Raw genomic sequence first — 25,974 nt, forward strand, 5'->3', positions numbered from 1 at the left:
CAGTTAGAACAGGCTCTTGGCAGCGCCAGCCGCCAGCGTGATCAACGGATGGGCGAAGATGATGAAGCCCAGCACGAAGACGCAGGAGGCATAGGCGACCACGGCGATCTCCGGTGCTGCACCATCAAAGGCTTCGGCGGGTTCATCGAAATAAATGATCTTCACGATGCGCAGGTAGTAATAAGCACCCACCACCGAAGCGATCACGCCCAGCACGGCGAAAACATAAAGCCCGGCTTTCACAGCAGCCATGAACACAAAGAGCTTGCCGAAGAACCCGGCCAGCGGCGGAACGCCTGCGAGCGAGAACATCAGCATGGCGAAGATGAAGGCCAGCCCCTTGTCGCGGCGCGATAGCCCGGCGAGATCGGAAATCTGCTCCACATAAATGCCCTTGCGCTTCATCGCGAGGATGCAGGCGAACGTGCCCAGCGTGGTGGCCATGTAGATCAACATATAGACGATCAAGCCCTGCACGCCTTCCGGCGTGCCAGCAGCGAGGCCGACCAAAGCGAAGCCCATATTGCCGATAGAGGAATAGGCCATCAGGCGCTTTATATTGGTTTGGCCGATGGCGGCGAAGGCGCCGAGCGCCATGGAAGCGACGGAGACGAAGACCGCCACTTGCTGCCACTGGTCGGTGATATGCGCGAAGGGGCCCACCATAGTGCGGGCGAAAAGCGCAATGGCGGCCACTTTTGGGGCCGAGGCGAAGAAGGCGGTGACAGGTGTGGGTGCGCCCTCATAAACATCCGGCGTCCACATGTGGAATGGCACGGCGGAGACCTTGAAGGACAGGCCCGCCATGATGAAGACGATGCCGAAGATCACGCCCAGGTTCGGGCCCGATTTCGTTAATTCTGCGGCGATTTCGGTAAAGCCGGTGTGACCGGTGAAGCCGTAAATCAGCGATGCGCCATAGAGCAGCATGCCCGACGAGAGCGCGCCGAGGACAAAATATTTCAATCCCGCTTCCGATGATTTGGCACTGTCGCGGTTGATGGCGGCGACCACGTAGAGTGCCAGTGATTGCAGTTCGAGGCCGACATAGAGCGAGATCAAATCATTGGCGGAGATCATCAGCATCATGCCGACGGTGGCCAGCATGACGAGCACCGGATATTCTTCCGAATCCATCTTGTTGCGCGCGAGATAGCGGCCGCTCATGGCGAGCGTGACGGCAGCACCGATCAGCGCCAGCACCTTCATGAAGCGCGCAAAGCTGTCCACGACCAATGCACCATCAAATGCGGTGACGGCACCGGAGCCAGATTTCCACAGGACCAGGAGGCCCACGGCCACCAGGCTGGCGATGGCGCCCCATCGGATGGTGCCGGGAGTGTGGGCTTTCACGAACACGCCTTCCATCAGCAGCACCATCGCCAAAATGGCTAGGACGATTTCAGGAAGGACTGCGGCTGCGCCGAGTTGCTGCAAGATGGTCATGTGTTTTACCGCATTGCGATTGAAACTGCGTCACCCAAATGGGCCTGGGCGACTTGCAGGGTTTTGAGGAGACTTTCCACCGGAACGCCAAGGAGATTGAGAATGGGCGACGGATAGATGCCGAAGAACAAGGCCAGCAGCGCCAGCGGTGCCAGCGTTGCCAATTCGCGCGGCGTCATGTCTGGAATATGCGCCAGGGAGGATTTCACCAGCTTGCCAAGCGTAACCTTGCGGTAAAGCGTCAGCGCATAACCGGCCGACAGGATCACGCCCAGCGTAGCAAAGAAGGCGACCCAGGTGGAGTTCTGGAAGGTGCCCAGCAGCGACATGAATTCACCGACGAAGCCCGATGTTCCAGGCAGGCCGACATTGGCCATGGTGAAGAACAGGAACACAAAGGCATAGAGCGGCATGCGGTTTACAAGGCCGCCATAGGCCGAGATCTCACGCGTATGCATGCGGTCATAGACCACGCCGACGCAGAGGAAGAGCGCGCCCGACACAAAGCCGTGGCTGATCATCTGGAAGATGGCGCCGTCAATGCCCTGTCTCGTGAATGAGAAGATGCCCATGGTGACGAAGCCCATGTGAGCAACCGATGAGTAAGCAATCAGCTTCTTCATGTCTTCCTGCACCAGCGCCACCAGCGAGGTGTACACAATGGCGACGACCGAAAGCGTATAGACCAGCGGCTGGAAGTAATGGCTGGCATCGGGGAACATCGGCAGCGAGAAGCGCAGGAAGCCGTAGCCACCCATCTTCAAGAGAATGGCGGCCAACACCACTGAGCCAGCGGTTGGCGCTTCAACGTGGGCATCCGGCAACCAGGTGTGGACCGGCCACATCGGCATCTTCACCGCGAAGGATGCGAAGAAGGCCAGCCACAGCCAGGTTTGCATGGCCACCGGGAAGCCAGGTTCACGCGTCAGCAGCACGGCAATGTCGGTCGTGCCGGCCTGCCAATACATCGCAATGATGGCCAGCAGCATGAGCACCGAGCCCAGCAGCGTGTAGAGGAAGAACTTGAAGCTGGCATAGACGCGGCGCGGACCACCCCAGATGCCGATGATCAGGAACATCGGGATCAGGCCGGCTTCGAAGAAGACATAGAACAACACCAGATCGAGCGCGCAGAACACGCCGATCATCAGGCATTCCAGAACCAGGAAGGCGATCATGTATTCGCGCACGCGCATCTTCACGAACCAAGACGCCGCGATGCAAATCGGCATCAGGAAGGTGGTGAGCAGCACGAAGGGCATGGAAATGCCATCCACACCCATGCGGTAGGCGGCCATGCCGAGCCATTGATGATTTTCAACCAGCTGGAAGCCGGGCTGGCCTGCAGTGAAATTCGGCAGGATCAGCAGCGAGACTAAGAATGTGACAATCGTGGTCCACAATGCGGCCCAGCGGGCATAGCGCGCGGCGGCTTCATCATCGCCACGGGCGAAGAGAATGGCCAGCACGCCGAGCAGCGGCAGGAAGGTGACAACGGAAAGCAAGGGCCAGCCGGACATCAGTGAGAACCCCCGAATGAGAACCAGGATATGATGGCGGCCACGCCGATCAGCATAACAAAGGCATAGTGGTAAAGGTAGCCGGTCTGCAGGCGCACCACGCCGCGGGTAACATCGACCACGCGGGCCGAGACGCCGTCAGGGCCGAGGCCGTCAATGATTGCGCCATCGCCACCCTTCCAGAACAGGCGGCCGATCCAATAGGCCGGCTTGACGAAGATCGCATCATAGAGCTCGTCAAAGTACCATTTGTTGAGCAGGAACTTGTAAGCCGGTTCGTTGACTGCAGCGAGCTGCTTGGGCAGCGCGGGGTTGACGAGGTAGAACAGCACGGCCAGCCCGAAGCCGGAGACCATCGCCACGGTGGCTGACCATTTCACCCACAGCGGCACTTCATGCATGGCGTGGAAAATGTGTTCTTGCGCCGCGGAGACGGCACCGTTCCAGAAATGCTCCTGACCTTCGCCGATGAACCAATGTTCGAACACCACACCGGCGATCACGGCACCAGCCGCCAATACGAAGAGCGGCACCAGCATGACGGGCGGGCTTTCATGGCTGTGCGCGATCACGTCCTTGTCGGCGCGCGTGGGGCCATTGAAGGTCATGAAAGCGAGGCGCCAGGAATAGAATGAGGTGCAGAAAGCGGCGATGACCAGCAACGCGAAGGCGAAATGGCCCGACGCGGTTTCAGCGGCCCAGGCGGCTTCGATGATGGCATCCTTGGAATAGAAGCCGGCAAAGCCGCCGACACCGGGAATGCCGACGCCGGTGAGCGCGAAGGTGCCGATCAGCATCATCAGCCAGGTGATGCGGATGTGCGGTGCGAGGCCACCCATCTTGCGCATGTCCTGCTCGCCCGACATGGCGTGGATGACAGAGCCTGCGCCGAGGAACAGCAAGGCCTTGAAGAAAGCGTGGGTGAAAAGATGGAACACGCCCGCGCCATAAGCCCCTACCCCCAGCGCCACGAACATGTAGCCGAGCTGCGAACACGTGGAATAGGCGATGACGCGCTTGATGTCATTCTGCACCAGGCCGACGGTTGCCGCGAAGAAGGCGGTGATGCCGCCTACCAAGGTTACAACCATTCGGGCGTCGGGCGAAAGTTCAAACAGCGGCGACATGCGGGCGACAAGAAACACACCGGCGGTGACCATGGTGGCAGCGTGGATGAGGGCCGACACAGGTGTTGGGCCTTCCATCGCGTCCGGCAGCCAGGTGTGCAGCAGGAACTGGGCCGACTTGCCCATGGCGCCCATGAACAGAAGCATACAGAGCGTGGTCAGCGTGTCGAAGTCATGGCCAAGGAAGTGAATGGTCTTGCCGACAGCGTCCGGCGCGTGCGCGAAGATGACCGGGAATTCCACCGAGCCATAGACCATGAAGACGCCGAAGATGCCGAGCGCGAAGCCAAAGTCACCCACGCGGTTGACCACGAAGGCCTTGATGGCGGCGGCATTGGCGCTTTCACGGGTGTACCAGAAACCGATGAGCAAATAGGATGCGAGGCCCACGCCTTCCCAGCCGAAGAACATCTGGATCAGATTGTTGGCGGTGACCAGCATGAGCATGGCGAAGGTGAAGAGCGACAGATACGCAAAGAAGCGTGGCTGATGCTCGTCATGACTCATGTAGCCGAGCGAATAGATGTGCACGAGTGCCGACACCGTGTTCACCACCACCAGCATGACGGCGGTCAAGGCATCGAGGCGGATGGCCCATGAGGCTTGCAGTGTTCCAGAATTGATCCAGGTGAGCAGGTTGATTTCCTGCGGGTGGCCTTCATTCAGGAAGCCCACGAAAATGATCCAAGACAGAACGGCGCCGATCACCAGCAATCCCGTGGTCAGCAGCATCGGCCAACGCGGGCCGTGATAGTGGCCACCGTGATCGTCGTGGCCGTGATCGCCATGGTCGTCATGCGCATGGGCGTGATCGGTATAGACATCCGCGTCACGGCCCAGTTGCTTGAACGCCAAGGTGCCGAACAGGCCGGCAATGAGGGCGCCGATCAGCGGGAGGAAAACAATGGCCTGAACCATGATCAACCCTTCATCATGTTGATATCCTCAACCGCGATGGAATTGCGGTTGCGGAAGTAAGTGACAAGAATGGCAAGGCCGATGGCTGCTTCGCCTGCCGCCACAGTGAGGATCAGCAGCGCAAACACCTGCCCTGCCAGATCGTGCAGGTAAGAGGAGAAGGCCACCAGATTGATGTTTACCGCCAGCAGCAGAAGCTCAATCGACATCATGATGACGATGACGTTCTTGCGGTTGAGGAAGATGCCGAAAATGCCAATGGTGAAAAGGATTGCGGCAACGGTCAGATAATGTGCAAGGCCGATCATGCGTTGCCCCTTTTCTTGAAATGGAGATAGGCGCCAGTGGCGAGTGCTGCGACCAGATAGCCCGCAAGCATTAGCGATGCGGCGGCCGCAACGATGATGCCTATCATGTAATAGTCGTCGCCCGAGAAGGTGAAGGGGCTGGCCCAGGTTGTGACCGCGCCACCGAGGGCGGCTACAACCAGCAAAATCCAGAACAGATGGCGGCCCAGCAGGTAGCGCTCGATCAGAGCGATCGCCGCGCCGACAAGTGCAATCACACCCCAAACCTCGTAGAAAAAGGTGTCATCCATGATGCCGATATCGCTCATGGCTTTTGATCTTTCGGCGGCAGTGTGAGAGCAGCGCCGCTTTCAACTTTGACGATTTCCATCGCAGTGGCGGGATTGCGGGCCACCTGCACCGCGATCACTTGGCGCTTGATGCCGGTGCGGTGACGCAGCGTGAGAACGATAGCGCCGATCATGGCGACCAGCAGGATCAGGCCAGCGGTTTCAAAGTAATAGACATATTGGGTGTAGATGACCTCGCCCAGTGCGCGGGTGTTCTCCACCGCGGGCGATGCCGGGGCGGCGGTGGCCGTGACGAGATTGGCGGGGGCAGCCCAGGTACCGAACAACAGCACCAGTTCCACCAGCAGGATGATGCCGATGGTGCCGCCGATGGGCAGATAATTCAGCATGCCGGAACGCAATTCAGTGAAGTCCACGTCGAGCATCATCACGACGAACAGGAACAGCACGGCGACGGCGCCGACATAGACGACGACCAGGATCATCGCGAGGAATTCAGCACCCAGCAGCACGAACAGCCCTGCCGCGTTGAAGAAGCACAGGATGAGGAACAGCACCGAGTGAACCGGGTTGCGCGCGGTGATCACCAGCACGGCTGATGCCACAGCCATCAGCGAGAAGAGATAGAAGAAGACAACAGTTGCGATCATGCTTGTCTCCCCTCAGCGATACGGCGCGTCGAGCGCGAGGTTGCGGGCAATTTCACGTTCCCAACGGTCGCCATTGTTCAACAGCTTGTCCTTGTCGAACATCAGTTCTTCGCGGGTTTCGGTGGCGAATTCGAAATTCGGACCTTCGACAATGGCATCCACCGGGCAGGCTTCCTGGCAAAAGCCGCAATAGATGCATTTGGTCATGTCGATGTCATAGCGCGTGGTGCGCCGCGTGCCGTCATTGCGGCGCGGGCCGGCTTCAATGGTGATGGCTTGCGCCGGGCAGATGGCCTCGCACAGCTTGCAGGCGATGCAACGTTCTTCGCCATTGGGGTAACGGCGCAAAGCATGTTCCCCACGGAAACGCGGGCTGAGGATGCCCTTTTCATGCGGGTAGTTCAGCGTGACTTTGGGCGCCACCAGATACTTCAGCGCGAGCCAAGTGGCGGACAGGAATTCCTTGAGGAACAGCTGCTTTGCGGCGCGGTCGAGAGCGAGAGCCATGTCAGCCTACCTTCATCATGTGGGTGTGGCGTGTCATTGCGGCAGCCACCCCATGTAAACCAGAACGCCGGAGGTGATGACCACCCAGGCCATCGAAATCGGCAAAAACACTTTCCAGCCCAGGCGCATCAGTTGATCATAGCGGTAGCGCGGCACAATTGCCTTCACCATGGCGAATCCGAAGAACACGAAGACCACCTTGATCAGGAACCAGACGATGCCGGGCACCCAGCTCAAGGGAGCAATATTGATGATGGGCAGCCAGCCACCCATGAACATCGTGGCGGTCATCGCGCACATGGTGGTGATGGCCACATATTCACCCAGCATGAACAACAGATAGCCGGTGGCGGAATATTCCACCATGAAGCCGGCGACGAGTTCCGATTCCGCTTCAACCAGATCGAAAGGCGGCCGATTGGTTTCCGCCAGAGCCGAGATGAAGAAGATCACGAACATCGGGAACAGCGGGATGAAATACCAATCAAGGAACGAGTTCGGCAGACCCAGCTTGGTGCCCAGACCATGCTGTTGCGCGTGAACAATGTCCGACAGGTTCAGCGATCCGGCGCAGAGCAGAACGGTGATGATCACAAAGCCGATGGAGACTTCATAGGACACCATCTGCGCGGCGGAGCGCAGCGCCGAGAGGAACGGATATTTCGAGTTGGAGGCCCAGCCCCCCATGATGACGCCGTAAACGCCCAGCGATGAAAGCGCGAAGAGAAACAGCACGCCGACATTGATATTGGCGACAGCCCAACCTTCATTCAGCGGCACCACCGACCAGGCGGAAAGTGCGAGAACCGAAGTGACCAGAGGGGCGATCAGGAACACGCCCTTGTTGGCGCCGTCCGGAATGATCTGTTCCTTGAATACGAATTTCAGCAAGTCGGCAAAGGACTGCAGCAAGCCCCAGGGGCCGACGACGTTGGGACCACGGCGCATCTGCACGGCGGCCCAGACCTTGCGGTCAAACAGAATGAGAAACGCCACACAGATCAGAACCGCCACCAGAAGCCCGAGGCTTTCGATGACGATCAGCAGCAGCGTGATGAGGAGTTCAAACATCTTTTACTCCGCCGCCTGCAATTGCCGGCCATTCTTCAAAGCTGAACATTCAGCCATGATGGCGGAGGCGCGCGCGATCGGGTTGGTGAGATAGAAATCCTTGACCGGCGATACGAAGGCCGCATTCCCCGGCGCGCCCGTGGCTTGCGTCAACTCGGCGAGGCCCGCAGCATCAGCCTTGGCAACCTGATCGATGGCAGCGAGTTGCGGCGCGATCTTATACATGGCGGCGCGCAGTTCAGGCATGCTGTTGAAGCCGATGCCCGCACCCGCTTCTTCAGCAAGTGCCGCAATGATCGCCCAATCCTCACGCGCTTCACCCGGTGGGAATGCTGCGCGCATGGCCATCTGGGGGCGGCCTTCGGTGTTCACATAAGTCGCATTTTTTTCGGTATAGGCGGAGCCCGGCAGGATCACATCGGCGCGCATCGCACCGGCATCGCCGTGGCTGCCGATATAGATCACAAAGCTGTTGCCCAGCTTGGTCATGTCGATTTCATCGGCACCGGCCAGCAGCACCACATCGAGTTCGCCCTTGCCTGCGGCATCCAGAATGCCAGCAGTGTTCTTGCCGCCGTCGCCCGGAATGGCACAGACATCAAGCGCGCCCACGCGGCCTGCAGCCGTGTGCAGAATGTTGAAACCGTTCCAGCCTTCGGCAATGGCGCCCTGCTTGAGGGCATGTTGATAAGCGAGAGAAAGAATCGCCGCACTATCGGCACGGCCGAGTGCGCCCTGCCCCACGATCACCATCGGCTTCTTGGCTGATGCATCCTTGTCCATGGACAACAGGTCTTTCAGGCTGTCTGCGCCTGCGCCCAGGTAATTATACTTGTAAGTCAGGTCGGCCTGTTCGCCGACCACACCGATGACACAGCCACCCTTGGAGAGGCGCTTGCGGATACGTGCATTGAGCACAGGCGCTTCAAGGCGCGGATTGCAGCCGACGAGCAGGATCGCATCGGCTTCTTCGATACCGGCAATGGTGCTGTTAAAAAGATAACCGGCGCGGCCGCCATGCTCGCCCAACGGCGATCCATCCTGGCGGCAATCAATATTGGCAACGCCCATTTTGAGCGCCATTTCCTTCAGTGCGAAAGCTTCTTCGGTGGCGACGAGATCGCCGAGCAGGATGCCCACACGCGACTTGTCAGCGGCCTTCAGCTTCGATGAGGCACGCTGCAGCGCTTCATGCCATGAGGCCGGGCGCAGCTTGCCGAGGTCACGCACATAGGGCTGGTCGAGGCGCTGGTTGCGCAGGCCGTCCCAGACGAAACGCGTCTTGTCGGAAATCCATTCCTCGTTCACGTCTTCATGGATGCGCGGCAGGATGCGCAGGACTTCGCGGCCACGCACATCCACGCGGATGTTGGAGCCGACAGCATCCATCACGTCGATGGATTCAGTCTTGCGCAGTTCCCAGGGACGCGCCTTGAATTCATAGGGCTTCGAGGTCAATGCACCCACCGGGCAGAGATCAATGATGTTGCCCTGCAGCTCGGAAGAAATCGCCTTATCGAGATAGGTGGTGATTTCCATATCCTCGCCGCGGCCGGTGGCGCCCATTTCCTCGATGCCCGCCACCTCGGTGGTGAAGCGCACACAGCGCGTGCACTGAATGCAGCGGTTCATCTCGGTCTTGACCAGCGGGCCCAGATATTTGTCTTCAACGGCGCGCTTGTTTTCATTGAAGCGGTTCTTGTCGATGCCGTAGGCCATCGCCTGGTCTTGCAGATCGCATTCACCGCCCTGGTCGCAGATCGGGCAATCCAGCGGGTGGTTGATCAGCAGGAATTCCATCACGCCCTCACGGGCCTTCTTCACCATCGGCGAATTGGTGAACACTTCCGGTGCTTCACCATTCGGCCCTGGGCGCAGATCATTGACCGACATGGCGCAAGAGGCTTGCGGCTTGGGCGGGCCGCCCTTCACTTCGACAAGGCACATGCGGCAATTGCCGGCCACCGACAGGCGCTCATGGAAACAGAAGCGCGGCACTTCCTTGCCGGCCAGCTCACAGGCCTGCAACAGCGTGGTGCCGTTTTCAACTTCGAGTTCCTGGCCGTCTATCTTGATCTTAGGCATCGTCTCAGTTCCTCAAGCACAGCGCAGATTGCGCATGCGCTCTTGATCCATCACTTCAGCCCAGCCGAAAGCGCGTTCGGAGGGGCCATTCTTTTCTAAATCCTGCAGGCGGCTCCAGGCTTCTTCGAGCGTGGGGATATGGCCTTCGGCCACCGGCCAGAACACCATATGCGGCTTTTCCATCAGGCCGAACCACTGTTCCTTCTTGCGGTAGAACTGCACATGCACGGTGTTGAACACATAGTTCTCAAGGCTCTTGGCGTTTTCCCAGACCGAGAGGTTCACTGCCATGTCGTCGCCAATACGCATTTCAGTGGCGTTGTTATTGTCGCCCTTCAAGCGCCAGACAAAACCAGCGCTGCGTTCCGCCAGAGCATTCACCCGGTCAAGATTATCCATAAACTCGGCCATGCGCGGGTCCGAGGTTGGATATTTGAACATGCCGATGTTGAGCTCCGCGAGGTGCATGCTTACTCCGCCGCCATATCTTCTGGCGCACGCACGGCGCCGTCTTTGCTGGAGCGATAGGTGTAGGCGTCGATACGCGCTTCGATGACCGGGCGGAAATGGGTGATGAGGCCCTGGATTGGCCAGGCCGCTGCGTCGCCCAGCGCGCAGATGGTGTGGCCTTCAATCTGCTTGGACACATCGAGCAGCATGTCGATCTCGCGCTTTTCGGCACGGCCTTCGACCATGCGGGTCATCACGCGCCACATCCAGCCCGTGCCTTCGCGGCACGGCGTGCACTGGCCGCAGGATTCATGCATGTAGAATTTGGCCAGGCGCTGGATGGCCTTGATGAGATCGGTGGATTTATCCATCACGATCACCGCAGCTGTGCCGAGGCCGGAGCGCAGCTTCGACAGCGAGTCAAAATCCATCGGCGTGTCGATGATCAGTTCAGCCGGCACCATGCGCACCGATGAGCCGCCGGGGATCACAGCGAGCAGATTATCCCAGCCGCCGCGCACGCCGCCGCAATGCTTTTCAATCAGCTCGCGGAAGGTGATGCCCAGCTCTTCTTCGACGTTGCAGGGCGCATTCACATGGCCCGAAATGCAGAACAGCTTGGTGCCCACATTGTTGGGGCGGCCGATGGAATTGAACCAGGTGGCGCCACGGCGCAGGATCGTTCCGGCAACCGCAATCGATTCCACATTGTTCACCGTGGTGGGCGCGCCATAAAGGCCGACATTGGCCGGGAATGGCGGCTTCATGCGCGGCTGGCCCTTCTTGCCTTCCAGGCTTTCGAGCATCGCAGTTTCTTCGCCGCAAATGTAAGCGCCGGCACCATGGGCGACATAGATATCCATGTCATAGCCATGGATGTTGTTCTTGCCGATCAGGCGCGCTTCATAGGCTTGGTCAATCGCCGCCTGCAGGCGTTCCCGCTCGCGGATATATTCGCCACGCACATAGATGTAGGCGGCGGTACAGGCCATGGCTGCACCTGCAATGAGGCAGCCTTCGACCAGCAGATGCGGATCATGGCGCATGATCTCGCGGTCCTTGCAAGTGCCCGGTTCGGATTCGTCGGCATTCACGACGAGGTAATGTGGGCGCTCGCCCACCACCTTGGGCATGAAGCTCCACTTCAAGCCGGTGGGGAAGCCAGCGCCGCCACGGCCACGCAGGCCGGATGCCTTCATTTCATTGACGATCCAATCCCTGCCCTTGTCGATGAAGGACTTGGTATCGACCCAGCAGCCGCGTTGCTTGGCGCCTTCGATGCCCCAATCGTGGAGGCCATAGAGATTGGTGAAGATGCGGTCTTTATCAGCAAGCATGGCTTACTTCTTTCCTTTGGGCTTCTCGCCCACGTCATTATCGGGGCGCCAGCCCTTGGCCAGTTTCTTGGCTTGCGGCACCCAATCGTCACGGCGGATGCGGCCATGGAAGCCCTTGAGCAACGCATCGACGTGATCAATGTCTGCCGACTTCCACGAGGCCACCTGGTCAAAATGCCAGACGCCCACTTTGTTGAGCAGTTTTTCGAAGGATGGGCCGACGCCCCAGATCAACTTCAAATCATCGGCCTTGCCGCGCGGCTTTTTCAGAAGTTCTGGGCCAGCGGATTTTACCGGGGCGGCCTTCTTGGCCGGAGCCACCTTCTTTGCCGGAGCTTTGGCTGCAGGCACATCAGCCACTTTCGCCACGCGGGTGACGGCGGGTGCGTTGGGAGCCGGTGCCGGAGCAACGGGGGCTGATACAGCTGCCGGTGCTGCGGGCGCAGATGATGCTGCGGCGGGTGCGGGTGCTGGGGCCGGAGCAGCGGGCGCTGGCGCAGCGGCAGCAGGTGCTGCCGGCGGCGGCGGCGGTGGAGCTTCGACGCGCTTGAAGGTGCGCTGCTTGCCGTAGAGAGCCTTATCCGTCAGCGACGTTGCCCCGGTGATCGCCATCGAGAAATGGCGGCCATTCTGCGGGCCCGGAGTTACAGCGCGGCCAGCGGCGAAATCATCGATGATCTTTTCGAGCGATTGCGGTGTCAGGTCTTCATAGGTGTCCTTGAACACCTGCATCATCGGCGCATTCACGCATGAGCCGAGGCATTCCACCTCTTCCCAGCTCATCGTGCCATCGGCATTCAAATGATGCGGATCGTGATGAATCTTGCGCTGGCAAACAGCGATCAAATCTTCCGCGCCGCGCAGCTGACAAGGCGTTGTTCCGCACACTTGAAAGTGCGCCTTGCGGCCCACTGGCGAGAGATGGAACATCGTATAGAAGGTGGCCACTTCGAGCACGCGGATGAAGCTCATCTCGAGCATCTTGCCCACATATTCGATGCAGGGTTTCGACACCCAGCCTTCCTGCTCCTGGGCGCGCCAGAGCAGCTGGATCACCGCAGAGGCTTGCTTGCCGGGCGGGAATTTGGCCACGGTCTTGCGGGCCCAGGATTGATTTTCCGGGCTGAACATGAAGTTTGCGGGTTGAACCGGATCTAGACGACGAACACTCACCGGTCCACCTCACCAAACACGATATCGAGAGAGCCGAGCACGGCGGTCACGTCGGCCAGCTGGTGGCCACGGCACAGGAAATCCATGGCCTGCAAATGCGCAAAGCCGGGCGCACGCAAGCGGCAGCGGTAAGGCTTGTTCGATCCATCGGACACCAGATAGACACCAAACTCGCCCTTGGGCGCTTCCACGGCGGCGTAAACCTCACCCGCAGGAACCTTGTAGCCCTCGGTGTAAAGCTTGAAATGATGGATCAGGCTTTCCATCGAGCGTTTCATTTCCGGCCGCTTGGGCGGTACCACCTTGCCGTCAACCGACGAGATCGGCCCCTGCCCTTCGGGTGCTGACAGCTTGGCCACGCACTGCTTCATGATCTTCAGCGATTCACGCATTTCCTGCATGCGGATCAGGTAGCGGTCGTAATTATCGCCATTCTTGCCAATCGGAATGTCGAAATCCATTTCAGCATAGCATTCGTAAGGCTGCGATTTGCGCAGGTCCCAGGCAGCACCTGAGCCGCGCACCATTACGCCGGAAAAGCCGTGAGCAAAGGCGTCATCCAGCGAAACAATGCCGATATCCACATTGCGCTGCTTGAAGATGCGATTGTCGGTCAGCAGCGTTTCAATATCATCAATGGCCTTGGTATTGGCTTCGCAATAATGGCCGATGTCATCGATTAGTTTTTGCGGCAGGTCCTGATGCACACCACCGGGGCGAATATAGGCCGCATGCATGCGCGAGCCAGAAGCGCGCTCATAAAATACCATCAGCTTTTCGCGTTCTTCAAAGCCCCAGAGGATCGGGGTCAGCGCACCAACGTCCAGCGCCTGGGTCAGAATGTTCATCTGATGCGACATCAGGCGCCCAATTTCGCAATAGAGCACGCGGATTAGCTGCGCACGCCGGGGTACGGTGATGCCCAGCAGTTTTTCCACCGCCAAAGCAAAGGCGTGCTCCTGGTTCATCGGCGCGCAATAATCGAGCCGGTCGAAATAAGGCACAGCCTGCAGATAGGTTTTCTGTTCGATCAGTTTTTCGGTGCCGCGGTGAAGAAGGCCGATATGCGGATCAACGCGGGTGATAATTTCACCGTCAAGCTCCAGCACCATGCGCAACACGCCGTGCGCGGCCGGATGCTGGGGCCCGAAGTTAAGCGTGAAATTACGGAGGGTCTGTTCAGCCATTGGAGCGGAGCTCCAAAGCGAATAGCGAATAGCGAATAGCGAATAGATAGTTCATCATTTTTCCTGGATCGACCTGATGAGCGAACGAAGCATTTTCCCGATCTCGTCGCATTTCGATAGTGCGAGTGAAAGCTGCGATACCTTTCCCAAACCGACGCGCTGACAAATGATCAAATGAGTTTCGGTTTCCTTCAACGAACCTTGGGCCGCGCGTAGAAATTGAACAAAAAGCGGCGACGTTTCCCGTCCGTGCCCCTCTGCTATATTGGCTGCGATTGACACGGATGCGCGTCTGATCTGCGAGGTCATTCCGAAGATTTCGGATTTGGGAAAATCGCCCGTCAATGCGTAACAGGTTTCCGCAAGGTCCATGGCAAGTTGCCAGACCTTCAGATCCCGGTACGAGTTGATTTTGTTTTCCGTCAAACATTTTCCCTATTCGCTATTCGCTACGCACTATTCGCTTACTGCTTCGCCTTCTCATCGCCGGGCAGGATGTATTCCGTACCTTCCCAGGGTGAGAGGTAATCGAACTGGCGCATTTCCTGGACCAGCTTCACTGGTTCATAGACAACGCGCTTTTTTTCGTCGTCGTAGCGTACTTCAACATGGCCAGTGACGGGGAAGTCCTTGCGCAGCGGATGGCCGGAGAAACCATAATCCGTCAGGATGCGGCGCAAATCGGGATGGTCGGTGAATGCCACGCCGTAAAGGTCAAACACTTCGCGCTCAAACCAATCAGCGGCCGGAAAGACTTCCACAGCGCTGGGCACATCGGTGGACTCATCCACCGCCACCTTGATGCGGACGCGCGCATTCGTGGTGGGGCTGAGCAAGTGGTAAACCACATCGAAGCGCTTTTCGCGTTCGGGATAATCAGCACCGCAGATATCAACGAATGAGACGAAGCGGAAATCCCCGTCGCTTTTCAACACACTGAGCACTTCAAGAATGCGCGACGGTTCGGCATGCACGGTCAATTCATCGAAGGCGATTACGCTGCCGGTGATGGCGTCGCCCAGTTTGGCCTGGATGGCAGAACCCAATGCAGAAAGATCAACAGTCATGGCTCTACCGCTCAATCGTGCCGGTGCGCCGAATCTTCTTCTGCAGCATCAGGATGCCGTAGAGCAGCGCCTCGGCGGTGGGCGGGCAGCCCGGAACATAGATATCGACGGGCACGATGCGGTCGCAGCCGCGCACCACCGAATAGGAATAGTGATAATAGCCACCGCCATTGGCGCAGGAGCCCATGGAGATCACGTAGCGCGGCTCCGGCATCTGGTCGTAAACCTTGCGCAGCGCCGGTGCCATCTTGTTGGTGAGCGTACCGGCCACAATCATCACATCCGACTGACGGGGCGAAGCGCGGGGTGCGAAACCGAATCGCTCCACGTCATAACGCGGCATCGAGGTGTGCATCATTTCAACTGCACAGCAGGCCAGACCAAAGGTCATCCACATCAGCGAACCGGTGCGGGCCCAGTTGATCAGATCATCAGTCGAAGTGACCAGGAAGCCCTTGTCCGCCAACTCGTTGTTGACGTCGCTGAAGAAGGCGCGCTGGGCCGGGGTTGCAGTTTCAATCAATCCCATTCGAGAGCACCTTTGCGCCATTCATAAATGAAACCCACGGTGAGGATTCCGAGGAAGACCATCATCGACCAGAAGCCAAAAACCCCGATTTTGCCGAGGCTGATGGCCCAGGGGAACAGGAAGGCCACTTCCAGATCGAAGATGATGAAGAGGATGGAAACGAGATAAAAACGCACATCGAATTTCATGCGCGCATCGTCGAAAGCGTCAAAGCCGCATTCATAGGCGGAGAGCTTTTCAGGGTCCGGAGATTTGAAGGCAACGACCAGTGGAGCAATCATCAAAGCCAGTGCGATGACGCCGGCCAGCCCCATGAAAATCACGATGGGCAGATAGGAAAAAAGCAGGTCAGTCATGGTCCGCCTCGCGCGATTTGCGCCGTTATTCTTCTTCTCGCGGTGGTAGCGCAGCGCAGCATTTGAAGCAAGTAATAGCTTGCCGCAGGGCACTCCGGGGCATGGCTGCCAGCGGCTTAAAACCGATTGATTTACTCAGGTATTTGGATCGTGACTTTCCTGTTATATTCCGCTGGCCATATCCCGCACTTGCTGTGTAGCCTCAGGTCACTGGGGGCCAACGAGAAAGATGCAACATGAAGAAGATTCTGATCCTCGCCGCGCTCGCCTGTGCCTTCGGTGCCGGCACCGCGAATGCAGGTGCGATTGACGCCGCCACCATCAAATGTTCGGAACGCACGACGATCGCCAAGGAAGACCTGTCCTACATCCTGTTCTGGATGTACGGCTTTCTGAACGGCAAGGCTGACGACACCACCATTGACATCGACGGCTATACAAAAATCGCCGACAAGATCGTCAAGAAGTGTGATGAAAATCCGGATCTCGGATTGCTCACCGTCATGGGTGCGGTTCTCGAAGAGAAGTAATCGTTGGCAGGCGGTTTGCCGTGGATTTGAGAGCCGGGCACATATGGCGGAGCTCTGACATAATTTGCGGCTTTTCGGTTTTGGAAGAACTTCAAAGATATTTTGGCAAAGGCCGGGGGTAAGTTTCAGCTCGACCTCGCCAACGGGATCAAACGGCCGTTTGCGCTTGGCCATTGCTCGTCGGCGTGTGATTCAAAAGTAAGGGCCGGCGGATGTTTCCGCCGGCCCTGTCATAAGACTTGCGTCTTATTAGTAGCTGCTGCAGCCCGAGCCGGCGCAAGCAGATGCGTGACCGCCGCCACCAGCCGAAACGCCCCACTTCGAAACCTTGCCGTGGCCGCCGCCGCCTGCGTCAGCAGCGGAATTGCCAGTGGCACCAACGGCCGAAAGATTGCCGCCAGCGGCAGTCGATTCATGATGTTCGCTGCTGGCGTAGCCGATCGATACGCTGACCGCACCGGCCGAGTTCGAAGAACCCTTGGCTTCGGAAGCGGTAGAAAGCATGGCAACGCTGGAAACGATGGCCAATGCTGCAACCGTAGACTTGATGAACAACTTCATATTAGTACTCCTGTACAGACTTACTTACTCGACTATTAGCCAGACCTCATTGCCCAGCTAATTCCTTTTGCCCCGCAAAAGCCCAGGGCAGACTTGAACCGGCGCGTGCCCATTGTATCGCGAAGAAAATTCGCGAACTTGGGCGTAGCGACGATCATTTTGTTGGCTCAACCCAATCACAACGCTCAAATTGCAGCTTTTTGCGATCGGGCCAGAAGTTTCGCGAGCATTGGGAGTTTTGCACCGTGGGAACATGTTCCACCATGGCAAAAGCCCATGCGCCACCTTGCACGCTGGAGAAACCTCCAGTTGGCATGGCAATCCTTGCGTCCGCCATCCCTCCAGATGCGGTAGCCAATCCACCAAACCAGGCGCTGGCAAAGGCCCAGGCCACGCGGGGGCTGGCAAATGCACCCGCAAAGGTGGCTGAAGAGAGAGCGACCTGAACGTTGCCATCTGCGAAAGCACCAACCTCGGAGGTCGATCCCGCAAAGGCAGCGGCCGTCTTGTCCGCCGTCATGGCGAAGCTGAAATTGCCCTCGGCATCGTAAGCGACTTCGTAGGCGTGACCGTTCATATTGCCGTCTTGCACGACGCCGTTCGGAACACTGGCGATACGATAGCCTCTCAACCCGGCCTGAGCTGCCGCATAGCCGCCGCTCGCTGATTCCGCATACGCGATCGTTTGGTGTTTGCTGCTAATGGCCGTGGCTTGGGAATGCCCGACATTAAGTGCCACAGCATTGGCGGATTGGGTCTGGGCCTGTCCAGCGACGATAACCGTTGCCTCAGCGTGAGCCCACAACCTGCCATTCTTGGATTTTGCTTCGGCTTTTGCAATCGCAATGCCCCCAACTCTGGTGCTGGAGCGGCGACTGTGCTGGCTGGATTCAGCTGCAGCCACAGAGACTGCGAAAGCTTTTGCAGATTGAGGCTTGGCCGTTGCGCCCGCCACTGAGCCGCCAGCGTAGCCACCCTTGGAGCTTCCATCCCCACCAGCTTTGGCAGATCCGCCATTGCCGCCGCCACTCTTGGCCGAATCGGCCAAAACGCTGGTGGGGGTGATTGCCCCAAGAGTAAACGCCAGCGCCGCTACCGCCGCTGACGTCTGCAGGCCTTTCAAGATATCAATTTGCTTACTCATGACACAACTCACTCACAAAGGGTTGGAGACCGGTTGTGAGAGGTAGCGCGGTTGCCGAATCGTGCTCGGCAGCAGATTCTGCCATCCATTCGGACTTGCAGAATAATGCGTAGCGTTCCCTAGCCTGTTTCCCAGCAGCGTTAGCAAACGCCAGCAGCCGCCAAAAGACAGACCCCGTTCGAAAATTGCTGATCAGTGCGGCATGCCAGCCTTGCTTTCAGCGATCCTCGTCAAGCCAAACAACCAGTCCGGACAGGTGTCCAGACGACAGTGCTCAAGTTCACGACTGGCTCGCTCACTCAGGTGAGCCTCAATCGCTAAAACAGGTCCGCATTTTTGCCGTTATCCCGGCCTCGGGTTTCGGCGCCCCCGCACAAGCGGCGGTGGCAGAAACGTACTCCACTCAATCGTAGGGCGGTTTCTTGGCGTTTATTTGTGCACAACCTGTGGATAAATGCAACACCTAATTAATACTTCATTGACAATGAGGTTAACAACTTGCGCGTTGAATTGTTTTGCACTTGCAATAAGCGCATTTTTGATATCGCGAATTCGAAGATATGTGGGAATTACCCATCCAATTCGATCAAAAATCAAATGCCGAATCGGCATGACAACGTCGCAATAGCCAGCAAGTCTGGCGAATGATTTTGGGAGGGAAAATGGCGCGAATGACGGGGCTCGAACCCGCGACCTTCGGCGTGACAGGCCGACGCTCTAACCAACTGAGCTACATCCGCGCAAAGACGTATCGTCGGGGCCGCACTTAGAGAACGCTCCCCGCCCTGTCAAGCCAATCTGCTTGATTGAAAAAGTGCGCTGGCCTGCTGGGCGGAATCGCCTGCGACCGCTAACAAGCGCCGATGGTTTACTTTGCCAACCGCGACCTCAACCGCATCTACAGCCATTCGCTGCTGCATGGGTTTGCCGAGAATATCGGCGGGGTTTTCATCTTCGTTTATTTGCTGCGCGCCGGCTTGAGCGTGCCGATGGTGTTGGTCACGGTCGCCGGACTTATTGGCTGCCGGTTGCTCCTCCGGCAAGCGGTGGTGCCCTTTGCCAAAATCTTTGGCGTGCGCAACGCCATGATGCTGGGCGCGGCCTTTATTGCCGGAAGTTTCGTAGCGTTGGCTTACGTCGATGGGATTGATGCCCGGCTGATGATGTTCATGCTTCTGGCCGCCTTCGGCGAAGCGTTTTACTGGACCAGCTTTCATGCCACGGTGGCAAGCCTGGGGGATTCCCACGCGCGCGGTGCGCAGGCCAGCGCTATCCAACTGGTTTATGCGCTCACCAGCGTGGTGGGGCCTATTGCCGGCGGGTTTGCCCTTGCACTTCTTGGACCCAAGGCGGCCTTTTTCACGGCCGCCGCCATGCAAGTGCTTGCCATTATTCCCTGCGCCGGCCTTCCCCGCATGCCCGTGTCATCCACCCCCATGCTGCATCCTGAAGCCAGCCGCACGGCTGCCTTGGCTTACTTTGGAGACGGCATCCTGTCGTCCGGTAACGTGTTTTCCTGGTCGATGGCGCTGTTCATTACGCTGGGCGAGAAATTCCAGTCCTACGGCCTGGCGCAAGCGGCGGCGGCACTCGTGGGCGCAGGCATGGCCATTGCTCTCGGCCGGCTGATTGATGGCGGCCATCCAAAGCGCAGTGCCGCCATCGGCCTTGTCGCAATGACGGTTTCGGTGCTGTGCAAGGCCAGCCTGTTTTCAAGCCCAGTCTTTGTCTTCGTTGCCTTGGCCGCGGGCGCCATTGCGGCGCCGATTTACAGTTCGGCCTTCAATTCGCGGATCTATGACCTGGCCCAGGAATCAGGTGATGCCTTGCGTTTCCATGTGAGCGGCGAAGGCGGCTGGGATCTTGGCACATCACTCAGCTGTTTGGTTGGCGCTGCCCTGCTTTATGCGGGCTTCGGCTTTGCCACCACGATCAGCCTGGCGCTTATCGGCATCGTCATTGTCGGGCTGGTGATCAGGCGCAGCTATCAGGCGGCTGAGCCATCTTTGCGCAAATAGCGCGCCTGGCGGTTTTTGATTTCGACCTTCAAATCGATATCATTGTACCAGGCCACTTCATCGTTCTTACGCGTGCCCATTTCAAGATATTGTGCCGGCGCATCGCTCAGATTCTTGAGGCAGTGGCCGCTGTCGGGGCCGGTCTTGAAACCGGCGCACATGCCGGGCTTCAGCAGATGCTCGCCATCATCGGTTGCCAGCGTCAATTCGCCAGAGAGCACATAAATGAATTCTTCCTCGTTCTCATGCCAGTGGCGCTGGCTGGACCATGTGCCCGGAGGCAATGAGACGAGATTGACGCCAAATTGGCTGAGGCCAAACACATCACCGAGAATGTTCTTGGTCTTTGCCATGCAAACCGCATTGTGTGGTTCGGGATAGCGCGAGCCAGATCTCAGCGGCGCGTCAATGGCTGCCAAAAAGCGCGGCGGTTTTTGGCTCTGTGTCATTCTTGCCCTCAATCTGGTTGATGGCGTCAACCACCGCATCAAAAGTAAGCAATGTCGACGCGTGGCGCGCTTTGAATTCGCGCACCGGAAGCAGCGCTTCCAGGTCTGCCCATTTGCCGGTTGGAGATGCGCCCTGCTCTTTCAACATTTTGTACATCTCGCCTCGCACGGCGCGCAGTTCATCCGCGGTTGAACCCACCACATGGCGCGCCATGATGGAACTCGACGCCTGACCCAAAGCGCAGGCCTTCACGTCATGACCAAAGCCGGTGACCACGCCGTCCTTCATTTCCAAATCGATCGTCACCTTGGAGCCGCAGAGTTTGGAATGGGCCACTGCCGTCGCGTCGGGATGGGCAAGCCGGGCCAGCAGCGGGATGTTTGCGGCAAAGGCCAGAATTTTGCGATTATAGATTTCGTCAATCATCGATTTGGGGCTTCGTTCGAAAGCTGATATGGGAAAAGCATATCACGCTTTCAACTTGAAAAGGCATGCCAAATGTCCGACTCAGATGCTGACAAAACGCTGGAGCTTCAGCCCCGCTTTGACGCCAACGGCCTGATCAGTGCCATCATCCAGGATGCCGCCGACGGCACCGTGCTGATGTTCGCCCATATGAATGCCGAAGCCTTCGCCCGCACCCGCGAGAGCGGGCGCATCCATTTTTTCAGCCGCTCGCGCCAGAAGCTGTGGATGAAAGGCGAAAGTTCAGGCGAGACCTTTGCGGTGGTCGACCTTCTGATCGATTGCGACCAGGACTGCCTGCTGATCAAGGTGAAACCGGAAGGCAAGGGCAATGCCTGCCATACCGGGCGGCACAGTTGCTTTTATCGGCAGGTCAAGACTGATGGGCTGGAGATGGTGGGTTAGCTCACCACGGCGGCTTGTTGCAGGTTTTGGGCGTATCAGCTGACCACGTCGCTGTCGCGGGGATCAGTTTTACCGGGTATTCATTGCCATCGAAACGCATTGTGCCTGCGTCTTCGACCTTCACCAGAGGTGCAATCAATTCCACTGTGTGTTTCACAGCATCGGTATCGACGACCAGATATTGATCATGGCCCTTGGCGGTGACGGCGCTCAGCATGGCGGGCTGCATGCAATCATCACCGAAGGTGATCTTGGCCGCGTATTTGCCGAGGTAATAATAAATCGACCCTGTCACCATGTCAGACCAGACGCGGGCGTCAGCCTTGAGCATAGCGGGCGGCGCACTGGCCTCATACGTTCTGGGCTGCAGCATTGCTAGGCGTGCGACGTCGATCACGGCGAGGACGGCCAATGCTGCGGCCCCCATGCGCTTCGGCCACGGGCTGGCCGCGCCGGCGGGCTGAGACACGAGATCGAAGAAGATCAGGAACAACGCAAAGCAGGCCGCGGGCACCTGGTAGTAATCAATGCGCACCCAATGCGTCATGAAGAATACGAAGGCCGCTAGTAACTGCAGGCCTGCTGCGATGGCCAGGCGGTAGGCGCTGAATGGTGCGCGCTGCCAGCGCAGCATGACCAGGCGCACGATCACCGCGATGAAGGCGGTGCAAAGCAGCGGACCAGAGAACGCGTCCATAAAATAATACCGGCCATGGTGATAGAACATGATCGGCACGAAGAAAGGCGCGCTGGCATCGATGTTGTTATAAGTTGTGTGGAGTGGGCTTCCAGCATTGATCGTGTTGGAAACCAACAGCGGCGCCAGCCCGAGCAACAGGCCAACGCCACCGGCAAGCGCGGCCTTCACCTTGTTAAATACACCACCGGGCATCACCAGCGCCAGGAAGATCACCGCCAGCACGATCAGTCCATTGGCGATGCGGGTTCCCGCGAGCAGGCCTGCCAACAGGCCCAAGACAACGCAGACAAGAATGCGCAAGCCGCTCTCACTCCGCAACAGCTTGGCGGACAGAACGGCCATGAATGCCACAAGCGCAATCGAACAAGGAACCGAAACCGAGTGGATCATACCGTAGTGGATCAGCGTGCGGTAGATCACGGCAAGGAAGCCCGCACCCGCAATTGCGGCACACCAGCTCAACCGCCCTGCCTTGATCACCGGCCACATGAAACATGCGCCAATCACCGCCATAAGAGCGACATAGAGCCCCGGCCCTGCCCAAGGTTCAGGCAGCAGCGACAGGAAAAATCCGGAGATGGGCGGATATTGCAGGATCACCGCATCGGCATCGCGGTCCCAGTGGTGGCATTGCGGCGCCACGATTTCGCGGCCATCAGCGGGCGCGATGAATATCTCCTTGGCGATGCCGATAAGTTCGGCGGCTTCAGGGTCTCTCACCCGCGTATCAAGTCCCGACACATAGCCCTGGTGACGGAACAGCTCTGCCTGACGCAGATAACCGAACTGGTCGCAGCCATAGGCCTTGATATCGGCCTGGCCGGAAATGGCCCAGGTGACCAGGCCCAACGCCGCCACCAGAAACAAAGCAAGCGGCAAAAGATTGGATTTAATTTCTTGCTTCATGTTCCCCGCATCATCAAAGCACGCAGATGATGCGGGCCCTGCCCGCCTGCTAATAGAGAAGAAGCTTCAGGGCAACTGCTTATGCAGCCCCGGCGATGTATGCCTTCATGTCGGCCGCATCGCGTTCGATTTCCTCGATGCGGAATTTCACCACATCGCCGATTGAAATCATGCCGGTCAGCTTGCCATTGGTCACCACCGGCAGATGGCGGATGCGGTGTTGAGTCATCAAGGCCATGAGCGCTGATTCATTGTCATGTTCGGCGCAGGATTTGACACCTCGGGTCATGATGGCGGAGACCGGCTTGGCCAGCGCGGCCGCACCCTCGTCAGCAACGGCGCGCACAATGTCACGTTCGCTGACGATGCCTTCGATGGCGCCAGCAGCACCCAGAATCACAATCGCACCGATGCGTTTTTCCGCCAGGGTTTTGGCCACCGCCTTCACGGCGTCGGATGGGGCTGCGGTGATGACATCACGGCCCTTCTGCTTCAGGATATGGGCGACACTCATGCTTTTCCTCCACATGACAACGATAACGTCAGTGGCGCGCTTGGGAGGTTGAGGCCACCTTCTGGCCACCACGCAACGTGACGTGGAATAACACGTTTAATGCAGCGTGTGAACGGGCTTGCGCTTCACGCCAGCGGCCAGCAGATAAAATGTCACCAAACCGACCGCAAAACCTCCCAAATGGGCATCCCAGGCCACCACCTGCTTCTCGAGCAGCGCCTGCCCGGTGAGGAATTGCGAAGATGCCGTGAGCAGCGTGAGGCCCAGCCACATGATGGTGAAGGTGAGCGCGCGCCGGTCCTTCAGGATCTGCAGCGGCTTCAGGGGGCGGATGTGATCTGGCCCGTAGAGTTCATCATGCCGGCCGTACATCAGCGGGATAGCTCCGGCCAGAAGGCCCGATACACCGGCTGAAATGCCGACCAGGATGAAATCCTGGCCCCAATGCACAATCAGCGTGACCACAGCGCCCCCAATGATCGACACGGCGAGCAGCGCCAGATAACGCCAATTGCCCAGATGGGCGTGCACCGGTTTTGAGAAGATCGCCAGCCACAGACTGTTGGTGCCTACATGCATCCAGTCGGCATGCAGGAGGCCGTAGGTCAGCATGCTCCACCAGGCAGAACCGGGATACTGCGGAAAAGGAGCAGGCCCGAAGCGCGCCGGGATGAAGGCGAAATTATAGGCGGCGAAAGCCTGCCAGTGCGGCCCACCCATTTGAATCACCAGATGGATCAGCAGCAACACGGCGATGATGGCCCAGACCACCACCGGAAGGTTAATGGCGGGCTCCCTGGCACTGGCTCCGTAGGGCTGCTCACCCGGCTTCATTTGGCTTTCGTTATCCAATCCTGCGCTCCGACTCGCTTGGTCCACCGGCTGGCACAGCGTGTGCAACGGCATGGGCCAAGATACAAATTTGGGACAGAACCTGTCCCGCACAGAGGTTACGCCATGCTGCCCAATGACCGCAACGATATCGAGCAGGCCGGAATTCGGATGATCCATCCGGGCAGCCGCCAGCTGTTCCGCTATTGGGAGGCCTTGCGCGCTGAACGGCCCTGCCCGACCCGTGATGAGATTGAATTGGCGAAGATTTCCAATATCTTGCCTAGTATTACCGTTTTAGATGAAGAAAGCCGTGGGCATTGGCGCCACCGCATGGCAGGCAGCGCTGTGTGCGAATTGCTGTGTGAGCAGGTGACTGGCCGTGATGCCCTGAAGGGGTTTGATCATTCCGCCCATGACGTCATGGTCCGGTTGCTCGAAACATCCATTGCCAAGCTGCAGCCCGCCATCGTTCGTCTGCGCCTGATCGGCCAACACCATGTGACCCCGGCGGAATTGCTGGTGCTTCCGGTTCTGGACACGCGCAAAAACGCGGTTCAGCTGTTTTCCGGCCTGTTTGGCTTCAATACAGAACTGATAGTAAGTGGCGCGCCCCTCGTCCGCCGTGAGCTGCTTTCAGCCCGCCTGATCTGGACAGAACATGGCACAGCACCTGCCAGTGATATTGCCCCACATTTGCGTGTCATCGACGGCGGCTTGGCGCGGTCCAGCCATTAACGGCAAATTAAGTAGCTCAGCGTTAATTTAAAGGCTTGTTTACAACTTTAACGTTGGCCGCCACGCAAGCGTGCGCAGCTGAGGGCCTTCCGCCATGAGCCTGATAGAAACCACCCGACTCGATTCCGCATCACAGACGAACCTGTTGACGGCCCGTTTCATGCTGCCGGACCAGAGTGAACACGTCTGCCAGGTCCGCGATCTCACTCTTGAAGGCGCAACTTTTCTCGCTGATGTGGTCCCAGAAGCGGGCCAGATTGTCATTGCCTATATCGAAGAATTGGGGCGCATCGAAGCCGTTACGGGAGAAGCCACGCACCATGGTTTTACCGTGCTCTATGCCCTGAAGGGAGCGCGGCTGGAACGCTTGCAGCAGCGCATCGAATGGCTGCAACAACGCAGCTCTGGTGACCGATCGGATCAGCGCCGCCATACGCGCTTTGAACCGGTTGACCGTGCTTTGCATCTGACCTTGCCGGATGGACGCGTCTATCCTTGCGAAGTCATCGACATTTCAACATCGGGTGCTGGCGTCAAGACCGACATTATGCCCTCGATCGGCACGCAATTGATGCTCGGAAAAATGCGTGGCCGCGTGGTGCGCTATCTCGATGAAGGCATTGCGATCGAATTCATGAAGCAGCTTGATTCATCGCAGCTGCCCGCCGTGACCGGCCGGGCGGCGCACTGA

Annotated in this window: 28 protein-coding genes, 1 tRNA gene and 1 pseudogene; 5 read left to right on the top strand and 25 right to left on the bottom strand. The window is 58.3% G+C overall.

From position 1 onward, the window contains the following. Nucleotides 1–3: 3 nt before the first annotated feature. The 17 genes and pseudogenes from nuoN to F8B91_RS05880 form a co-directional block, all read right to left on the bottom strand. On the bottom strand, nucleotides 4–1,446 hold the full coding sequence (nuoN, locus tag F8B91_RS05800) for an NADH-quinone oxidoreductase subunit NuoN (RefSeq protein ID WP_196502738.1): 1,443 nt from the start codon (nucleotides 1,444–1,446) through the stop codon (nucleotides 4–6). Nucleotides 1,447–1,451: 5 nt separating this feature from the next. Beyond that, on the bottom strand, nucleotides 1,452–2,966 hold the full coding sequence (locus tag F8B91_RS05805) for an NADH-quinone oxidoreductase subunit M (RefSeq protein WP_196502739.1): 1,515 nt from the start codon (nucleotides 2,964–2,966) through the stop codon (nucleotides 1,452–1,454). Further along, a complete protein-coding gene (nuoL, locus tag F8B91_RS05810) occupies nucleotides 2,966–5,011 on the bottom strand; it encodes an NADH-quinone oxidoreductase subunit L (protein ID WP_196502740.1) in 2,046 nt (681 codons plus the stop codon). The genes F8B91_RS05805 and nuoL overlap by 1 nt, the downstream gene beginning before the upstream one ends. A 2-nt stretch (nucleotides 5,012–5,013) precedes the next feature. After that, nucleotides 5,014–5,319 (bottom strand): NADH-quinone oxidoreductase subunit NuoK, encoded by a 306-nt coding sequence (gene nuoK, locus F8B91_RS05815; RefSeq protein WP_196502741.1) that lies wholly within the window; start codon nucleotides 5,317–5,319, stop codon nucleotides 5,014–5,016. Further along, nucleotides 5,316–5,627 carry a hypothetical protein gene (locus F8B91_RS05820; protein ID WP_196502742.1) on the bottom strand — a complete coding sequence of 104 codons (312 nt, stop codon included), beginning with the start codon at nucleotides 5,625–5,627 and terminating at the stop codon, nucleotides 5,316–5,318. The genes nuoK and F8B91_RS05820 overlap by 4 nt, the downstream gene beginning before the upstream one ends. Then, a complete protein-coding gene (locus F8B91_RS05825) occupies nucleotides 5,624–6,259 on the bottom strand; it encodes an NADH-quinone oxidoreductase subunit J (RefSeq protein WP_196502743.1) in 636 nt (211 codons plus the stop codon). The genes F8B91_RS05820 and F8B91_RS05825 overlap by 4 nt, the downstream gene beginning before the upstream one ends. A 12-nt stretch (nucleotides 6,260–6,271) precedes the next feature. Further along, entirely contained in the window at nucleotides 6,272–6,766 is a 495-nt protein-coding gene (nuoI, locus tag F8B91_RS05830) for an NADH-quinone oxidoreductase subunit NuoI (RefSeq protein WP_196502744.1), read from the bottom strand. A gap of 33 nt (nucleotides 6,767–6,799) precedes the next feature. Continuing rightward, nucleotides 6,800–7,837 carry an NADH-quinone oxidoreductase subunit NuoH gene (nuoH, locus tag F8B91_RS05835; protein WP_196502745.1) on the bottom strand — a complete coding sequence of 346 codons (1,038 nt, stop codon included), beginning with the start codon at nucleotides 7,835–7,837 and terminating at the stop codon, nucleotides 6,800–6,802. Between the two features lie 3 nt (nucleotides 7,838–7,840). Further along, a complete protein-coding gene (gene nuoG, locus F8B91_RS05840) occupies nucleotides 7,841–9,922 on the bottom strand; it encodes an NADH-quinone oxidoreductase subunit NuoG (RefSeq protein ID WP_196502746.1) in 2,082 nt (693 codons plus the stop codon). Between the two features lie 12 nt (nucleotides 9,923–9,934). Continuing rightward, the gene (locus F8B91_RS05845; RefSeq protein WP_196502747.1) at nucleotides 9,935–10,390 is read right to left on the bottom strand and encodes a DUF3291 domain-containing protein; all 456 of its coding nucleotides are present in this window, start codon (nucleotides 10,388–10,390) and stop codon (nucleotides 9,935–9,937) included. Nucleotides 10,391–10,392: 2 nt separating this feature from the next. Next, nucleotides 10,393–11,709, bottom strand: a complete 1,317-nt coding sequence (gene nuoF / locus F8B91_RS05850; RefSeq protein ID WP_196502748.1) for an NADH-quinone oxidoreductase subunit NuoF — start codon at nucleotides 11,707–11,709, stop codon at nucleotides 10,393–10,395. Between the two features lie 3 nt (nucleotides 11,710–11,712). Then, nucleotides 11,713–12,882 (bottom strand): NADH-quinone oxidoreductase subunit NuoE, encoded by a 1,170-nt coding sequence (gene nuoE, locus F8B91_RS05855; RefSeq protein ID WP_196502749.1) that lies wholly within the window; start codon nucleotides 12,880–12,882, stop codon nucleotides 11,713–11,715. Beyond that, entirely contained in the window at nucleotides 12,879–14,069 is a 1,191-nt protein-coding gene (locus F8B91_RS05860) for an NADH-quinone oxidoreductase subunit D (RefSeq protein ID WP_196502750.1), read from the bottom strand. The genes nuoE and F8B91_RS05860 overlap by 4 nt, the downstream gene beginning before the upstream one ends. 54 nt (nucleotides 14,070–14,123) lie before the next feature. Further along, a complete protein-coding gene (locus tag F8B91_RS05865) occupies nucleotides 14,124–14,495 on the bottom strand; it encodes a four helix bundle protein (RefSeq protein ID WP_281432902.1) in 372 nt (123 codons plus the stop codon). A gap of 38 nt (nucleotides 14,496–14,533) precedes the next feature. Then, entirely contained in the window at nucleotides 14,534–15,136 is a 603-nt protein-coding gene (locus F8B91_RS05870; protein ID WP_196502751.1) for an NADH-quinone oxidoreductase subunit C, read from the bottom strand. A gap of 4 nt (nucleotides 15,137–15,140) precedes the next feature. Continuing rightward, a pseudogene (locus F8B91_RS05875) lies at nucleotides 15,141–15,632 on the bottom strand (NuoB/complex I 20 kDa subunit family protein); the annotation flags it as partial. Between the two features lie 23 nt (nucleotides 15,633–15,655). Continuing rightward, nucleotides 15,656–16,021 (bottom strand): NADH-quinone oxidoreductase subunit A, encoded by a 366-nt coding sequence (locus F8B91_RS05880; protein ID WP_196502753.1) that lies wholly within the window; start codon nucleotides 16,019–16,021, stop codon nucleotides 15,656–15,658. Nucleotides 16,022–16,257: 236 nt separating this feature from the next. On the opposite strand from F8B91_RS05880, the gene F8B91_RS05885 reads away from it, so the two are divergent. After that, nucleotides 16,258–16,551, top strand: a complete 294-nt coding sequence (locus F8B91_RS05885) for an HdeA/HdeB family chaperone (protein ID WP_196502754.1) — start codon at nucleotides 16,258–16,260, stop codon at nucleotides 16,549–16,551. A gap of 249 nt (nucleotides 16,552–16,800) precedes the next feature. Here F8B91_RS05885 and F8B91_RS05890 read toward each other — a convergent pair whose 3' ends face one another. The 3 genes from F8B91_RS05890 to F8B91_RS05900 all read right to left on the bottom strand — a co-directional run bounded on the left by F8B91_RS05890 (nucleotide 16,801) and on the right by F8B91_RS05900 (nucleotide 18,996). Then, a complete protein-coding gene (locus F8B91_RS05890) occupies nucleotides 16,801–17,112 on the bottom strand; it encodes a hypothetical protein (protein ID WP_196502755.1) in 312 nt (103 codons plus the stop codon). Nucleotides 17,113–17,266: 154 nt separating this feature from the next. After that, nucleotides 17,267–18,235 carry a hypothetical protein gene (locus F8B91_RS05895; protein ID WP_196502756.1) on the bottom strand — a complete coding sequence of 323 codons (969 nt, stop codon included), beginning with the start codon at nucleotides 18,233–18,235 and terminating at the stop codon, nucleotides 17,267–17,269. Nucleotides 18,236–18,919: 684 nt separating this feature from the next. Continuing rightward, nucleotides 18,920–18,996, bottom strand: a tRNA-Asp gene (locus tag F8B91_RS05900). Between the two features lie 123 nt (nucleotides 18,997–19,119). On the opposite strand from F8B91_RS05900, the gene F8B91_RS05905 reads away from it, so the two are divergent. Continuing rightward, a complete protein-coding gene (locus tag F8B91_RS05905; protein ID WP_196502757.1) occupies nucleotides 19,120–20,274 on the top strand; it encodes an MFS transporter in 1,155 nt (384 codons plus the stop codon). Here F8B91_RS05905 and F8B91_RS05910 read toward each other — a convergent pair. Together F8B91_RS05910 and F8B91_RS05915 are read right to left on the bottom strand one after the other, a co-directional pair. Next, a complete protein-coding gene (locus F8B91_RS05910; RefSeq protein ID WP_246714974.1) occupies nucleotides 20,244–20,627 on the bottom strand; it encodes a cupin domain-containing protein in 384 nt (127 codons plus the stop codon). The genes F8B91_RS05905 and F8B91_RS05910 overlap by 31 nt on opposite strands. 52 nt (nucleotides 20,628–20,679) lie before the next feature. Continuing rightward, nucleotides 20,680–21,150 carry an iron-sulfur cluster assembly scaffold protein gene (locus F8B91_RS05915; protein WP_196502759.1) on the bottom strand — a complete coding sequence of 157 codons (471 nt, stop codon included), beginning with the start codon at nucleotides 21,148–21,150 and terminating at the stop codon, nucleotides 20,680–20,682. Between the two features lie 72 nt (nucleotides 21,151–21,222). Between F8B91_RS05915 and hisI the strand changes: the two genes are divergently transcribed. Next, nucleotides 21,223–21,594 (top strand): phosphoribosyl-AMP cyclohydrolase, encoded by a 372-nt coding sequence (gene hisI, locus F8B91_RS05920; RefSeq protein WP_196502760.1) that lies wholly within the window; start codon nucleotides 21,223–21,225, stop codon nucleotides 21,592–21,594. A 1-nt stretch (nucleotide 21,595) separates the two neighbouring features. Here the strand turns inward: hisI and F8B91_RS05925 are convergent, their stop codons facing one another. From F8B91_RS05925 to F8B91_RS05935, 3 genes are all read right to left on the bottom strand, one after another. Next, nucleotides 21,596–23,200 carry a hypothetical protein gene (locus tag F8B91_RS05925; protein WP_196502761.1) on the bottom strand — a complete coding sequence of 535 codons (1,605 nt, stop codon included), beginning with the start codon at nucleotides 23,198–23,200 and terminating at the stop codon, nucleotides 21,596–21,598. A gap of 79 nt (nucleotides 23,201–23,279) precedes the next feature. Continuing rightward, complete coding sequence (locus F8B91_RS05930) at nucleotides 23,280–23,714, bottom strand: CBS domain-containing protein (RefSeq protein WP_196502762.1); 435 nt, start codon at nucleotides 23,712–23,714, stop codon at nucleotides 23,280–23,282. A gap of 96 nt (nucleotides 23,715–23,810) precedes the next feature. Then, the gene (locus F8B91_RS05935) at nucleotides 23,811–24,566 is read right to left on the bottom strand and encodes a rhomboid family intramembrane serine protease (protein WP_196502763.1); all 756 of its coding nucleotides are present in this window, start codon (nucleotides 24,564–24,566) and stop codon (nucleotides 23,811–23,813) included. Between the two features lie 105 nt (nucleotides 24,567–24,671). Between F8B91_RS05935 and F8B91_RS05940 the strand changes: the two genes are divergently transcribed. Both F8B91_RS05940 and F8B91_RS05945 read left to right on the top strand, forming a co-directional pair. Continuing rightward, nucleotides 24,672–25,283, top strand: a complete 612-nt coding sequence (locus tag F8B91_RS05940; RefSeq protein WP_196502764.1) for a PAS domain-containing protein — start codon at nucleotides 24,672–24,674, stop codon at nucleotides 25,281–25,283. A 94-nt stretch (nucleotides 25,284–25,377) separates the two neighbouring features. Further along, nucleotides 25,378–25,974, top strand: coding sequence for a PilZ domain-containing protein (locus tag F8B91_RS05945; protein WP_196502765.1), 597 nt, complete (start codon nucleotides 25,378–25,380; stop codon nucleotides 25,972–25,974).

Origin of the sequence: Aestuariivirga litoralis (assembly GCF_015714715.1) — a bacterium.
Lineage (GTDB): Bacteria > Pseudomonadota > Alphaproteobacteria > Rhizobiales > Aestuariivirgaceae > Aestuariivirga > Aestuariivirga litoralis_A.